We start from the raw sequence: 13595 nt of genomic DNA, 5'->3' as shown, positions 1-13595 counted from the left end.
GCACGAGCCGTCAGGCCTCCCGACCCCCGCCCCGCCGTACCCGGCCCCCACCGCCCGAGCCCCGCTCCGGCGTCGACGGGTGCGGCCGCGCCCCCGAGGCGCTCCCGACCAGTACGCCCGTTGACCCCACCAACCGGAGGACCCTCATGGCCCAGATCTTCGACGACGTCACCCAGGCCGTCGGCCGCACCCCGCTCGTCCGTCTCAACCGCGTGACCGACGGCGCCGGCGCGACCGTCCTCGCCAAGCTCGAGCACTTCAACCCCGCGAACTCGGTCAAGGACCGCATCGGAGTGGCGATCATCGACGCCGCCGAGGCGTCCGGCGAGCTGACCGAGGGCGGCACCGTGGTCGAGGCGACGTCCGGCAACACCGGCATCGCCCTCGCGATGGTCGGCGCGGCCCGCGGCTACACGGTCGTCCTCACGATGCCCGAGACGATGTCGAAGGAGCGCCGCGCCCTTCTGCGGGCCTTCGGCGCCGAGCTCATCCTCACGCCCGGGCCCGACGGCATGCGCGGAGCGGTCGAGGCCGCCGAGAAGGTCGCCGCCGAGCGCCCCGGTGCGGTGCTCGCCCGCCAGTTCGCCAACCAGGCCAACGTCGAGGTCCACCGCGCCACGACCGGCCCGGAGGTCTGGAACGACACGGACGGCGCGGTCGACGTGTTCGTGTCCGGCATCGGCACCGGCGGCACGATCACCGGCGCCGGCGGCTACCTCAAGCAGCAGAAGCCGGAGCTCCACCTCGTGGCCGTCGAGCCCGAGGAGTCGCCCATCCTCACCGGCGGCAAGCCCGGCCCGCACAAGATCCAGGGCCTCGGCGCGAACTTCGTGCCCGAGATCCTCGACACCGAGCTCTACGACGAGGTCGTCGACATCAACATCGACGCCGCCCTGACCTACGCGCGCCGCGCTGCCACCGAGGAGGGCCTCCTCGTCGGCATCTCCTCGGGCGCCGCGATCGCCGCCGCGGTCCAGGTCGCCAAGCGGCCCGAGCTCGCGGGCAAGACCATCGTCGTCGTCCTCCCGGACCTCGGCGAGCGCTACCAGTCGACCGCGCTCTTCGAGGGCCTGGTCGACTGACGTGCATGATTCCGGTGTGCCCTTCTGGGTCCTCCTGCGCGAGGACCTCGAGGCGGCCCAGCACGGCGACCCCGCCGCGCGGTCGAAGGTCGAGGTCGCCCTCGCGTACCCGGGCGTCCACGCCCTGTGGGCGCACCGGGTGGCTCACCGGCTCTGGCACGCCGACGGCTCGCGCGGGCGGCTCCGGCTGCCCGCGCGGCTCCTCTCGCAGGCGGCGCGCGCGCTGACCGGCATCGAGATCCACCCGGGCGCCGTCATCGGCCGCCGGATGTTTATCGACCACGGCATGGGCGTGGTCATCGGGGAGACCGCCGAGGTGGGTGAGGACGTGGTGATCTTCCACGGCACCACGCTCGGCGGAGTCTCGATGTCCAAGGGCAAGCGGCACCCCACCGTGGGCGACCGCGTGACGATCGGCGCCGGCGCCAAGGTGCTCGGGCCGGTCACCCTCGGGGCCGACGCGCGCGTGGGCGCCAACGCCGTGGTGGTCAAGGATGTCGGCGCCGGACGATCCGCCGTCGGCGTGCCGGCCAAGGAGCTGGCTCCGAAGCCGCCGGCCGAGGAGGCCCGCTGGATGGACCCGGCGATCTACATCTGAGCCGGCGCGCTCGACCACCGAGCGCTTCCATTCGAGGGCCGAGGAGCACGCGCTTCTCGGCCCTCGACGTTGGTGGGAAGCCCATCAAGTTGTCATGATGATTGACGAACGCTCCCGCAACTTGTCATAATGTTTCTCCCCAGTCGTCATGATGTGCAGCGAGGCGCAGATGTCATCCACCACCAGCACTCCTCCGGAAGCGGTCCGTGTCAACGGGCGCCGGGGAAAGTGGGGAGCGGTTCGCGACGACCTCATGCGCCGGTTCGGTCCGGCTCCGGCGGATACCCCATTGCCGAGCGAGGCCCTGCTGTGCGAGGAGTACGGCGTATCGCGGATCACGGTCCGACGAGCGCTCGACGAGCTCGACCGCGACGGCATCGTCCGGCGAGAGCAGGGCCGCGGGACCTTCACCACGGGACGACGGCGGAGCGCCGGCCCGCGCACCGAGGTCTTCGACCTCACGGGCTTCTTCCATCAGATGGCGGCTGAGGGACGGCGGGTGACGTCCCGCGTTCTCACGCAGGGTGTCTTCGCACCAGCCGCCGACGTCGCCCTCGAGCTCGGGGTGCACCCGACCGCGCCGGTCGTCCGGCTCGACCGCCTCCGCTCCGTCGACGGCACCGTGGATCATTTGAGCCGCGTGTGGCTCTCCCACGACGCCTACCCCGCCGTCGCGACGACCGACTTTCACGAGATCTCGCTGTACGACTTCCTTCGCGAGACCTACGGTCTCCAGCTCGTCGAGGACCGCGTGAGTGTGTCGATGGTCCGCCCCACGGGCGACGTCGCTGCGCTGCTGGACGCACCTGCCGGTTCGCTCCGACTGCACACCTCCTCCACGGCGTACGCGCCCGACCACAGGCCGATCGTGCACGGTCGGACGACATTCGCCTCGGCGGACGCGACCGCGAGCTTCACCGTGGTCACGTCCGGATCACCACTCCGAGACCCCGCCACGGCGGGGCTGCCGTCCACGACCCGAGGAGCATGATGTTGTCCACTCTGCTGACCGACGATCGGATCACCTTCGCCGACACCCTCGGCTGGGAGGAGGCGATCCGTCGCGCCGCCGCTCCGCTCGTCGCCGACGGGTCGGTCGATACGGGCTACGTCGATCAGATCGTCACCAACGTGAACGAACCCGGCGGTACCTACATGGATCTCGGCTTCGGGATCACGCTTGCGCACGCTCGTCCCGAGGCAGGAGTCAACCGCACGTCGGTGGCGCTCCTCCTGCTCGCACGCCCCACCGAGCTCGCCGACTCACCCGACCACCCGGTTCGCGCCGTCGTGGTCCTGGGAGCGACCGACAGTTCCAGCCACCAGGACACGCTCGCCGACATCGCCGCCATGCTCACCGACGAGGAGCGGCGCGGTGCACTCCTGTCCTCCACGACCCACGCCCAGGTCCGCGCCGTCGTCGACGCGGCCTGAACCCGGCGTCACGACCACGCCGCTCAGCGGCACACCACCACTCAAGGAGTACTCGTGAAGTTCATGGCAATGTGCAGCTCCGGACTCGGCTCGTCCCTCATGGTCCGGATGAACATCGAGAAGGCGCTGAAGACGATCGGGGCTGACGGCGTCGAGGTCGAGCACGCCGACCTCGGATCCGCCTCCAACGCCGACGCCGACGTGTTCTTCGTCGGCAAGGACCTGGAGAACTCGGTCGCCCACTTCGACGACGTCGTCGTCCTCGACTCGATCATCGACCAGAACGAGCTGGTCGAGAAGGTCCGCACCACGGCTGAGCGCCTCGGGATCCCCCACACGAGCTGAATCTTCGCCGCACCGCCGCGGCCCACACAGGAAGCAGACCCGCATGAACTCGTTCCTGAACGTCCTCGTCGACGTCTTCAGTCAACCCGCGATCCTCGTCGCCCTGATCGCGCTGCTCGGCCTCGCCCTGCAGCGCAAGAGCGGCTCGGACGTCATGAAGGGCACGATCCGCACGTTCGTGGGGTTCCTCGTGCTCTCTGCCGGCGCCGGTGTCGTCGTCACCGCGCTCGACCCGTTCGGCGCCATGTTCTCCGAGGTGTTCGGCGTCCAAGGTGTCGTGCCGAACAACGAGGCGATCGTCGGCCCCGTGCTCGTCGACTACGGCACCACAGCCGCACTCATCTTCTTCTTCGGGATGATCCTCAACGTCCTGTTCGCGCGTCTGACGCAGTTCAAGTACATCTACCTGTCCGGACACGTCGCGCTCTACCAGTCCGCGATGATTGCGGTTCTCCTCATCACGGCAGGGATGTCTCAGTGGGAAGCCATCCTCTGGGGCTCGATCGCCGAAGCACTGATCGTGACGATCTCTCCGGCGCTCGTGCAACCGTTCATGCGCAAGGTGACGGGCAATGACGACATCGCGCTCGGCCACACGGGTGGCGTCGGCATCGCCCTGTCCGGCCTTGTCGCCAAGGTGACGAAGGGCGACCCCGAGAACTCGACCGAGAAGGTCAACGTGCCGAAGTCACTGGGCTTCGTCCGGGACAGCACGGTGATCGTTGCTCTGTCGATGGGGCTGATCTTCCTCGTCGTGGCGCTGATCGCCGGACCGGCGTACGTCTCGACGGAGATCTCGGACGGTCAGAACTATGTGGTCTGGGCACTCATGGCAGCCGGACAGTTCGCCGCCGGCGTGTTCATCATCCTCGCCGGTGTCCGGGTGATCCTCGCCGAGATCGTGCCTGCCTTCAAGGGCATCTCCGAGAAGCTCGTCCCGAATGCCAAGCCTGCGCTCGACGTGCCCGTGACATTCCCGTTCGCGCCCAACGCGGTGATGATCGGGTTCCTGTCCTCGCTCATCGCCGGAATCATCGGCATGGCCATCATGGGCTTCGCAGGAACCGCGGTCATCATCCCGGGCATCATCGCCCACTTCATGACCGGCGGCGCAGCCGGAGTCATCGGAAACGCACAGGGCGGCCGCCGCGGTGCCGTACTCGGCGCGTTTGCCAACGGCGCGCTCATCACGGTCATCCCGCTTGCACTTCTCGACATGCTCGGCGAGTTCGGGTCGGCAGCCGCGACGTTCGGCGACTCCGACTACGGGTTCGGTCTGTTCATCGGCTGGCTCGACCAGCTCGGGGGCACGTGGGCGATCGTCGCGGGCATCCTGCTGGGGGTCGTCCTCATGTTCGTCGCCAGTGCCCTCGTGGGTCGGCGACGCCGTGCGACCGCTGCGAGAGAGTCAGCTTCGGTCGACGCCGACGCCTGATCGGACCCTGGCGAACACACGACAAGCCGGGCCGGACACGACAAACGCCTACGGCGCCGTCGTCCACTCAGACCGCGAGCACCTCCCGTGCCTCCGGTCGCAGGAGATGGACGACGGCGTCGCGCGCCCCCGCCGCGTCGGCGGCCGCGAGCGCGGCCTGCGCCATCGCTTCGCACTCGGCCAGCGTATGCGAGCGCAGGGCGTGCCGGACCGCCGGCAGCGCACCAGCCGACATCGACAAGCTCGTCACGCCCATGCCGGTCAGGGCGAGCGCCATGAGGGGGTCCCCGGCGGACTCGCCACACACGCCCACAGGCTTCCGGGCGGACACCCCGGCCGCCGCCGTGCGCGCGACGAGCTCGAGCACCGCCGGCTGCCACCGGTCGAGGAGGTCGGCGAGCCCGCCGAGCAGCCGGTCCGACGCCATCGTGTACTGGGCCAGGTCGTTCGTGCCGAGCGAGGCGAAGTCGACGTCGGCGAGGACGCCGTCCGCGCGCAGCGCCACGGCCGGGACCTCGACCATGACGCCGAGCCCCACGCCGTCGGTGAGCCCGGCCTCGCGGGCGGTCGCGACGAACTCCGCCGCCTCGCCGGCCGTGGAGATCATCGGCGCCATCACCCAGAGCTCGGCGGCGTCGGCACCGGCCTGGCCCCTCGCGCTCGCGAGCGCGCGCAGCTGGTCGCGGACGATCTCCGGCATCGTGCGCACGAGCCGGTAGCCCCGTACGCCGAGCGCGGGATTGTCCTCGTCCGCCTGGTTGGCGAAGGCGAGCGGCTTGTCGGCGCCGGCGTCGAGGGTCCGGACGACAACCTTCCGTCCGGCGAACGCCCGCAGCACGGCCGCGTACGTCTCGGCCTGAGCCTGGACGGCCGGCGCCTCGGTGGCGTCGAGGAAGAGCACCTCGGTGCGGAAGAGCCCGACGCCCTCGGCAGCGGTCGCGGCCGCGCGCTCGGCGTCGGCGACCGTGCCGATGTTGGCGAGCAGCTGGACGGCGTGCCCGTCGGCGGTCGCCCCGGGTTCCCGGTCGGCCTCGAGCGCGTCCAGCGCGGCCGAGCGGCGGTCGAGCTCGCCCCGAAGTTCGTCGTCGGGATCGAGAACGACACGGCCGTGCGCGGCGTCGACGGCGACGATCTCCCCGTCCGCGAGCCCCGTCGCGCCGGCGGCCCGGACCACGCACGGCAGGCCGAGCTGGCCCGCGATGATCGCCGTGTGGGAGGTGGGCCCGCCCTCCTCGGTGACGATGCCGAGGACGAGGTCGAGGTCGAGCGCCGAGGTGTCGGCGGGCGAGAGGTCCCGCGCGACGACGACCGCCGGCTCCTGCAGGTCGAGTCCCGGCTCCGGCTGTCCGGTCAGGCGCGCGACCACCCGGTCGCCGACCGAACGCAGGTCGGTGACGCGCTCGGCCATGTAGCCGCCGATGGACTCGAACGTGGTGGCGAATTCCTCTACCGCGTCGTGGACGGCGTGCGCGCGGCCGGTGCCGGCGCGCACGAGCTCGGCGGCGCGGGCGGAGAGCGCGGGGTCACCCGCCATGAGCGCGGCCGCACCGAGCACCTCGCCGAGGGTGGTGCCCTCCGCGGCAGCGGACCGTGCCGTGAGGTCCTCCTGGACGGCGGCGAGCGCCGCCTCGATCTCGGCGACCGCCGCCTCCGGGTCCGCCGGCGCGGGCTCGTCGGCAGGCAGCTCGGGCCCGCCCCGGACCTGCCGCACGGGGCCGACGACGCCGCGTCGGCCCACCCCGATGCCGTCCAGTACGCCCTCGGTCGTCGCGTCCATCAGTTGTCCTGCGGGTTCTCGAGGCGCGTCGCCAGCGAATCGACGGCCTCGTCGGCACCCTCGCCCTCCGCCGCCAGAACCACGGTGTCACCCTGCTTCACGCCGAGGGACATGACGGAGAGGATCGAGCTCGCGGATACCGGGGCGCCGTCCACCTTCGAGATGGTCACCTCCGCACCGGACGCCGTCGCCGCCGCGACGAACTCCTGAGCGGGACGGGCGTGCAGCCCGTGCTCGGAGGCGACGATCACTGAGCGCTGGGGCATGGTGACTCCTTCCGCATGGCCGGTGCCAGGGTCGGCATCGACGGTGGCGCCCAGGATAGAGGCGACGACAGGTCTCGTGGTGCCTCGGTGGCGCCCTGGGGGACAGCTGGTCGCATGCCCGAACCGAGGAGCCTCCGCCGCGTCGGCGGTGGCCACCGGCGGCCGCCTCCCCGTCTACGCCGCCCGCGCGCGCGAGCGCAGCAGACGCTGACACTTCCCGCACCAGAACACGGTGCGGCCCGCCATGTCGTCGATCGATACGGCCTGCCCGCACACGTGGCAGGCGCGCCCCGCACGCCGGTAGACGTACCAGCGGAAGTCGGCCTCCTCGTCGGTGGCGCGCTCGGCGGCCCGCGCCCACGAGTCCGGCCGCGGCGCGCGGCGGTCCTCCGGGCGGGTCGTGACGATGACGCCGTGCTCGACCCCGTCGGCCAGCAGCCCCGCGACGTCGTCCCACATCGCCCGCAGCCGCGCCACGCTCACGGCCCGCCCCTCGGTTCGGGGGTGGATGCGCGCACGGTAGAGCGCCTCGGCCCGGTAGATGTTGCCGACCCCCGCGATGACCGACTGGTCCATGAGCAGCTCGCCGATGCCGCGGCGGGTACGGCGCACGGCGGCCACGAAGCGGTCGGGGTCGGCGTCGGGGCGCAGCGGGTCGGGCCCGAGCCGCTCGTGCACCGCGTCCTTCTGACCCTCGTCGATGAGGTCGCAGCGCGCCGGGCCCGTGAGGTCCGCGACCACCCCGTCGGTGAGGAGCCGCAGCCGGACGGTCGGGCGCGGCTCGGGCACCACGAGCTCGGCATAGCCGTGGTCCTCGGTGTCCATGGGATCGGAGGGCACGACGTCGACGGCCAGGCTGTCGTCCCCGCCGGTGTCGACGACGCCACCCGGCGTCGTCCCCCGCCCCGCCCCGGGCGAGACGGCACCGGTCCCGTCGCTCGCCGGGCCACCCTCCGCGGGCCGGCGCGGCGCCCCGATCGCGTGCGGGGCGAACCCGTTCGCGGTGACGAACGACCACGCGCCGTAGAGGCCGAGGTGGACGTGGACGAACCGCGGCTCCCCGCCCGTGGGCGGCTCGAGCTCGACGAACAGGTGCTTGCCGTGCGCGCCGGTGCCTGTCACGCGCCACCCGTCGATCGCCTCGGCGCCGGCGGCGAACCGCCCCTGCGGGGAGGACGCGCGCACCACCGCGCCGGTGAACAGCGAGTCGAGCATGGTCGCGAGGCGCCGGATCGAGTGACCCTCAGGCATGCCGGTCGGGTGCCTTCCACTCGGTCGGGGCGTCCCACAGCGCGCGGCGCAGGTCGATCATCGTCGGCACCAGCGGCTCGAGCGGCGTGCCCTCGTTCTCGTACCGCGCGCTCGCCTCGGCGCGGAGCTGGCGTGGGAGCGTCCCGTCTGCGCGGACCACCCGCCACCAGGGCACGCGGTATCCGTGGCGCGAGAGGACGGTGCCGACATAACGGGCGCTGCCCCGGCCGGTGACGTCGCGGACGGCCTCGGCCACGAGGCCGTAGGTGGTCGCGCGACCGGCGGGGACCTGCTGGGCGACCTCCAGCACGAGCTCGGCGAGCTCGGTCGTGGCGATCCCCACGGGCTGCGGTGCGGACATGCTCCTTATGATCTCAGCATCATGTCCTCCTCCACCCTCCCCACGCCCGCCTCCGCCGACGCGCACGGGGCTGGTTGCTCACACTGCGACGACTCCGTGCCCCACGAGCACATCGACGTCCGCGCCGAGCTCACCGCCGCCGCCCGCCGTTCACGCACCCGTTCCGCGCTCGTCTGCACGATCGCCGCCGTGCCCCTCGTCGTCGGGCTCGTCGGCACGTTCGTCACCGGGGACGGCGCGCGCGCCGGGCTCCTCGCGCTCGTCGTCGCCGTCGGATGGCTCATCGCGTCGGCGCTCGGCGTGCTCCTCGTCCGGCACCTCGGTCGCCGGTCCTCCCGGCTCGGCCTCGCGGCCGGAGCTGCCACGACGGCGGCACTCGGCCCCGTCATCGGGCTCGCCGGGGCGGCGCTCACCGGGGTGTCGCCGGTCGTGTGGACCACGCTGGTCGCGGGCGGCGCGTGGTGGGCGGCGTCGGCGATCGCCGACGCGCTCGCCACCGTGGCCTGGCGCCGCTCGCTGTTCGAGCCGGGTGACGCGGCGGAGGCCGCGCGCGTCCAGGCGATCGCCGGCCGGGACGAGGGGCTCGACCTGCCGCTCGCCTGGCTCGTCCAGGGTCCGGCGGTGGGTGTGGCGGCGATCTTGTCGGGGCCGCTCGCCGCAGCGGTGGTCCTCCTGGCCGCGCTCTGCGCCGCGCTCAGCGTGCGGGGCTCGGCCCGTCGCCGCTGAGGCGGTCAGGAGCGGTCGTCTGCCTCAGGTGGGCGGATGTCGATCATTCCCTGGACAAACCTTGTGACTGCACGAGATCGAGGATGACGCGCGCGGTCTCGTCGGGCGCCGTGACCATCGGCCAGTGGCCGGCGTCGATCTCCCGGTAGCGCCAGCCGGGGCTCTCGGCGGTGACGTGCGACGTCGGCGGGTCCGTCCGTAGGCAGCGCACGTAGCCGAGGTCGAACCCGGCGTCCGTCAGCTCGAGGTCGGCGGCCGGCTCGGCGTAGGTGCCCAGCGGCTGGCCGCTCACCCGCTCCGCCATCCATGCGTAGTCGTCGTCGGTGAGGCCGTGCCCGGGGAACAGGGCGTCGATCTCCTGGCGGGTGAACCAGGGCGTCGCGCCGTCGACGGCGAGCAGCGGCATGACCTCCGACGCGCCGGGTCCCTGTTGGTCGAACCACGAGCGGCCGGGCGTCGGCAGGACGGCGTCGATCATGACGACGCTGCGGACCGGTGTCGTGCGCGGGGCAGGAATCCCCTCACTCGTCGCGGGAGTCCGGGCCGAGATCCGCTCACTCGTCGCTGGTGGAGGCGTGCTCGCGCGCTGCCGGGCGAGGACGCCCGCGACGATGAAGGCCGCGAACGAGTGGGCCACGATCGTCACGCCCTCCGGGCCGGGCGGACCCTGAGCCGCACTCTCGACTCCCGGCGAGCCCAGATCCGGGCCCTCACCCGCACTCTCGGCACCTGAGGCGTCATCCGTTTCGACCGTCTCAAGGGCGGCGACGACGTCGTCGACCCAGGAGGTCAGCGTCACCTCGGCGGCCGGGGTCGGGTCGCCGTCGATGCCGCGCAGGCGCGGGGTGACCACCCGGTGGCCGGCCGCCTCGAGCAGCGGCGTCACGCGTTCCCAGATCCACCCGCCCAGGCCACTGCCGCCCAGGAGCACGAGCGGCGCGGGGCGGCCGTCCACGCGCTACTCCTCGATCGTCACAGAGTCGAGGATCGCCTCGAACAGGGGCTCGGCCGCCTCGAGCTCCTCGATGGGTGCCGTCAGCGTGAGCCCGGCCATCGCACCGTCCGCGAGCTCGAGCGGGTAGATCCGCTGGATCGCCGGAAAGCTGTAGGGCGTGAGGTCGACCTCGTAGGGCGTCACGGTCTGGCCGGCGACCTCGCGGGGCTCGATCTCGGTGAGCGCGTCGGCGGGGGCGCCGTCGGCTTCCACGAGCTCGAGGTAGCTGCGACCGTCCACGAACTCGGCGGTGTAGACGGTGAGCACCCCGGCCGGGTAGATCAGCGTCCCCGAGGAGCCGACCATCTCGATCTCGGCGCCCTCCGGCGGCGGCGCAAGCATGTCGGTGAGGTCCATCCACTCGGCGGGCCAGACCAGCGACACCGGGGCGATGCCGCCGGGCGTGCCCTCGCCGCTGGTCGCACCCGCGTCGGAGGCCGCCTCGTCCGCATCGGAGGCTGCCTCGTCCGCCCGGGAGGAGGCCTCAGCCTCGGCCTCGCCCTCGTCGGACGGAGCCGCGTCGGAGTCGGTCTCCGAACCGCCGTCGTCCTGGCCGGTGCCGTCGGAGCTCTCCGACTCAGCCGGCTCGGTCGTTGCCGGCGGCGCCTCGGTCGTGGCGGCGTCGGTGGTGTCGTCGTTGTCATCGCCCCCGCACGCGGCGAGGACCAGTGCGGTCGCGAGCGAGGCGCCCGCGAGCGCAGGGGCACGGCGCGGGGCGGCCGGGCGGTTCGTCGTCGTGCTCATGGACCTCATGCCGTTGCCCCTCTATCCGTTCACGACTCGAGCTCGGCCACCTGGTCGATGCGCCGCTGGTGGCGCGCCTCGCCCGAGAACGGCTCGGCGAGGAAGGCGTCGACGATCTCGAACGCCTCCTCCTGGGTGTGCATGCGGGCGCCGACGCCGACCACGTTGGCGTCGTTGTGCGCCCGGGTCAGGCGAGCGGTCTCGACCGACCAGGCCAGACCGGCGCGCACGCCGCGCACCTTGTTGGCGGCGATCTGCTCGCCGTTGCCGGACCCGCCGATGACGACCCCGAGCGAGCCGGGGTCAGCGACAACCGCCTCCCCGGCCTGGAAGCAGAAGCCGGGGTAGTCGTCCTCGGCGTCGTAGGTCTCGGCGCCGTGGTCGACGACCTCGTGACCGGCGGACGCGAGGTGGGCCGAGAGGGCGGACTTGAGCTCGAAGCCGGCGTGGTCGGCGGCGATGTGGACGCGCATGGCGCACAGTGTGGCACGCGGCATGCCACGCATACGCTGGATGCCATGACCTCACCGAGCACCGAGCAGCCCGTCGACCTCGAGAGCTACGTGGACCGCGGCGTCCGCCCGCAGGACGATCTCTTCCGCCACGTCAACGGACGCTGGATCGCCGAGACCGAGATCCCGTCCGACCGCGCGCGCATCGGCGGGTTCGTCGACCTGCGCGACCGCTCCGAGGAGCGGGTCCGCGCCCTCATCGAGGAGCTCGGCGAGGCGGCCGCGACGGGCGAGGACGCCGGGTCGGTCGCCGAGGCCGGCGCCGACGCCGCCGCGGAGAACCCCGACCCCGCGGGTGCCGCGCCCAAGATCGGCGCGGTGTACGCGATGTTCATGGACGAGGCCGCGATCGAGGCCGCCGGCGCCGCCCCGCTGGAGGCGGACCTCGCACTCGTCCGCGGTGCCGACGACCACTCCTCGCTCGCCCGCGTCATGGGCGAGCTCCAGCGCACGGGCGTCTCCGGCATCGCCGGCATCGACGTCTCCCCCGGCATCTCCGACCCGGACTACCTCGTGTGGTTCGCGCAGGACGGCATCGGCCTGCCGGACGAGGCCTACTACCGCGAGGCGGAGCACGCCGCCGTACGCGAGGCGTACGCGGGGCACGTCGCCCGGCTCCTCGAGCTCGTCGGTGCCGTCGAGGCCGGGGAGGGCGCGGGCGCCGCGGAGCGGATCCTCGCGCTCGAGACGCGTATCGCCGCGCACCACTGGGACGTCGTCGCCACCCGCGAGGCGGACAAGATCGACAACCCGATGTCCTTCGTCGAGCTCGCCGGCTCGGCCCCCGGGCTCGACTGGGACGCCTACCACGCGGGGCTGCGCCTGCCCGAGGGCGAGCTCAAGCTGCTGGTCGCCACGCCGTCCGCGCTCGTCGGCGCCGCGCAGACCTGGGCGGAGACGCCGCTCGAGGACCTCAAGGTCTGGCTGTCCTTCCACGCGGCGGCCTCCCGTGCGTCCCTGCTCACCGAGGAGATCGTGGCCGAGCGGTTCGACTTCGCGGGGCGCACGCTCACCGGCGCGCAGGAGAATCGCGAGCGCTGGCGCCGGGGCGTCGGGCTCGTCGAGGGCCTGCTCGGCGAGGACGTCGGCCGGCTGTACGTCGCGCGGCACTTCCCGCCCACGCACAAGGCGCGCATGGACGAGCTCGTGACCAACCTCGTCGAGGCATACCGCGTCTCGATCGACGGGCTGGACTGGATGAGCCCCGAGACCAAGGAGCGGGCCCAGGCGAAGCTCGCCGCGTTCAACCCGAAGATCGGGTACCCGGAGATCGTCCGCGACTCCTCGGGCCTCACCGTGACCGAGGGCGACCTCGTCGCCACCGTGCGCGCCGGGCGCGCGTACTGGTGGGACGACGAGATGTCGCGCTACGGCGGCGAGGTCGACCGGCGGGAGTGGCTGATGACGCCGCAGACCGTCAACGCGTACTACAACCCGGTGTGGAACGAGATCGTCTTCCCGGCCGCGATCCTCCAGCCCCCGTTCTTCGACCCGGAGACCGACGACGCCTTCAACTACGGCGGCATCGGCACGGTGATCGGCCACGAGATCGGGCACGGGTTCGACGACCAGGGCTCGAAGTTCGGCCCCGACGGCCAGCTCGAGAACTGGTGGACCGACGAGGACCGCGAGCGGTTCATGGAGCGCGCGAACGCCCTCATCGCCCAGTACGACGGCCTCGTGCCCGCCCAGCTCGGCGAGAGCTCGGAGGTCTCGGTCAACGGCGCCCTCACCGTCGGCGAGAACATCGGCGACCTCGGCGGGCTCGACATCGGCCTCAAGGCCTACGCGATCGCCCTGCGCGCGCAGGGGGTCGACAGCCTCGACGACGCTCCGGTGGTCGACGGCCGCACCGGCCTGCAGCGCTTCTTCACCGGGTGGGCGCGCGTGTGGCGCTCGAAGCACCGCGACGAGGTGCTGCGCACGCAGATGTCCACCGACCCGCACTCCCCCGACGAGTTCCGCGCGAACGTCACGGCCTCCAACCTCGACGCCTTCCACCGGGCGTTCGACGTCCAGCCGGGCGACGGTGGCTACCGGGCCCCGGAGGAGCGCGTCGCCATCTGGTGA

15 protein-coding genes are annotated in these 13595 nt (G+C 72.4%); 8 read left to right on the top strand and 7 right to left on the bottom strand.

Features of this window, described 5'->3' with window-relative positions; genetic code table 11:
* The first annotated feature begins 146 nt into the window (after positions 1-146).
* From cysK to ACPYO6_RS12375, 6 genes are all read left to right on the top strand, one after another.
* Complete coding sequence (cysK, locus tag ACPYO6_RS12400; protein ID WP_425714908.1) at positions 147-1082, top strand: cysteine synthase A; 936 nt, start codon at positions 147-149, stop codon at positions 1080-1082.
* Between the two features lie 16 nt (positions 1083-1098).
* The gene (gene epsC, locus ACPYO6_RS12395; RefSeq protein ID WP_425714910.1) at positions 1099-1680 is read left to right on the top strand and encodes a serine O-acetyltransferase EpsC; all 582 of its coding nucleotides are present in this window, start codon (positions 1099-1101) and stop codon (positions 1678-1680) included.
* A gap of 148 nt (positions 1681-1828) precedes the next feature.
* Positions 1829-2671: a GntR family transcriptional regulator gene (locus tag ACPYO6_RS12390; protein WP_425715059.1), complete on the top strand. Its 843-nt coding sequence runs from the start codon at positions 1829-1831 to the stop codon at positions 2669-2671.
* Positions 2668-3114 carry a PTS sugar transporter subunit IIA gene (locus ACPYO6_RS12385; RefSeq protein WP_425714911.1) on the top strand — a complete coding sequence of 149 codons (447 nt, stop codon included), beginning with the start codon at positions 2668-2670 and terminating at the stop codon, positions 3112-3114. The genes ACPYO6_RS12390 and ACPYO6_RS12385 overlap by 4 nt, the downstream gene beginning before the upstream one ends.
* A 63-nt stretch (positions 3115-3177) precedes the next feature.
* Positions 3178-3459, top strand: coding sequence for a PTS sugar transporter subunit IIB (locus tag ACPYO6_RS12380; protein ID WP_425715053.1), 282 nt, complete (start codon positions 3178-3180; stop codon positions 3457-3459).
* A 43-nt stretch (positions 3460-3502) separates the two neighbouring features.
* A complete protein-coding gene (locus ACPYO6_RS12375) occupies positions 3503-4894 on the top strand; it encodes a PTS ascorbate transporter subunit IIC (RefSeq protein ID WP_425714912.1) in 1392 nt (463 codons plus the stop codon).
* Between the two features lie 67 nt (positions 4895-4961).
* Here the strand turns inward: ACPYO6_RS12375 and ptsP are convergent, their stop codons facing one another.
* The 4 genes from ptsP to ACPYO6_RS12355 all read right to left on the bottom strand — a co-directional run bounded on the left by ptsP (position 4962) and on the right by ACPYO6_RS12355 (position 8549).
* Positions 4962-6671 (bottom strand): phosphoenolpyruvate--protein phosphotransferase, encoded by a 1710-nt coding sequence (gene ptsP, locus ACPYO6_RS12370; RefSeq protein ID WP_425714913.1) that lies wholly within the window; start codon positions 6669-6671, stop codon positions 4962-4964.
* Complete coding sequence (locus tag ACPYO6_RS12365) at positions 6671-6937, bottom strand: HPr family phosphocarrier protein (RefSeq protein WP_425714914.1); 267 nt, start codon at positions 6935-6937, stop codon at positions 6671-6673. The genes ptsP and ACPYO6_RS12365 overlap by 1 nt, the downstream gene beginning before the upstream one ends.
* A gap of 174 nt (positions 6938-7111) precedes the next feature.
* Positions 7112-8188, bottom strand: coding sequence for an Fpg/Nei family DNA glycosylase (locus tag ACPYO6_RS12360; RefSeq protein WP_425714915.1), 1077 nt, complete (start codon positions 8186-8188; stop codon positions 7112-7114).
* Positions 8181-8549 (bottom strand): MGMT family protein, encoded by a 369-nt coding sequence (locus tag ACPYO6_RS12355; protein ID WP_425714916.1) that lies wholly within the window; start codon positions 8547-8549, stop codon positions 8181-8183. The genes ACPYO6_RS12360 and ACPYO6_RS12355 overlap by 8 nt, the downstream gene beginning before the upstream one ends.
* A gap of 21 nt (positions 8550-8570) precedes the next feature.
* Here ACPYO6_RS12355 and ACPYO6_RS12350 point away from each other — a divergent pair, with 21 nt between their 5' ends.
* On the top strand, positions 8571-9275 hold the full coding sequence (locus ACPYO6_RS12350; protein ID WP_425714917.1) for a hypothetical protein: 705 nt from the start codon (positions 8571-8573) through the stop codon (positions 9273-9275).
* 43 nt (positions 9276-9318) lie between these two features.
* Here ACPYO6_RS12350 and ACPYO6_RS12345 read toward each other — a convergent pair whose 3' ends face one another.
* The 3 genes from ACPYO6_RS12345 to ACPYO6_RS12335 are packed head-to-tail and all read right to left on the bottom strand — an operon-like array spanning position 9319 to position 11486.
* Entirely contained in the window at positions 9319-10230 is a 912-nt protein-coding gene (locus ACPYO6_RS12345) for an alpha/beta fold hydrolase (protein WP_425714918.1), read from the bottom strand.
* 3 nt (positions 10231-10233) lie between these two features.
* Entirely contained in the window at positions 10234-11013 is a 780-nt protein-coding gene (locus ACPYO6_RS12340; RefSeq protein ID WP_425714919.1) for a hypothetical protein, read from the bottom strand.
* Positions 11014-11042: 29 nt separating this feature from the next.
* On the bottom strand, positions 11043-11486 hold the full coding sequence (locus ACPYO6_RS12335) for a ribose-5-phosphate isomerase (protein ID WP_425714920.1): 444 nt from the start codon (positions 11484-11486) through the stop codon (positions 11043-11045).
* Positions 11487-11531: 45 nt separating this feature from the next.
* Here ACPYO6_RS12335 and ACPYO6_RS12330 point away from each other — a divergent pair, with 45 nt between their 5' ends.
* Entirely contained in the window at positions 11532-13595 is a 2064-nt protein-coding gene (locus tag ACPYO6_RS12330; RefSeq protein ID WP_425714921.1) for a M13 family metallopeptidase, read from the top strand.

The sequence above is a fragment of the Georgenia sp. Z1344 genome, from assembly GCF_049856295.1.
GTDB lineage: Bacteria > Actinomycetota > Actinomycetes > Actinomycetales > Actinomycetaceae > JB111.
This window is presented reverse-complemented; position numbering and strand designations above follow the sequence as displayed.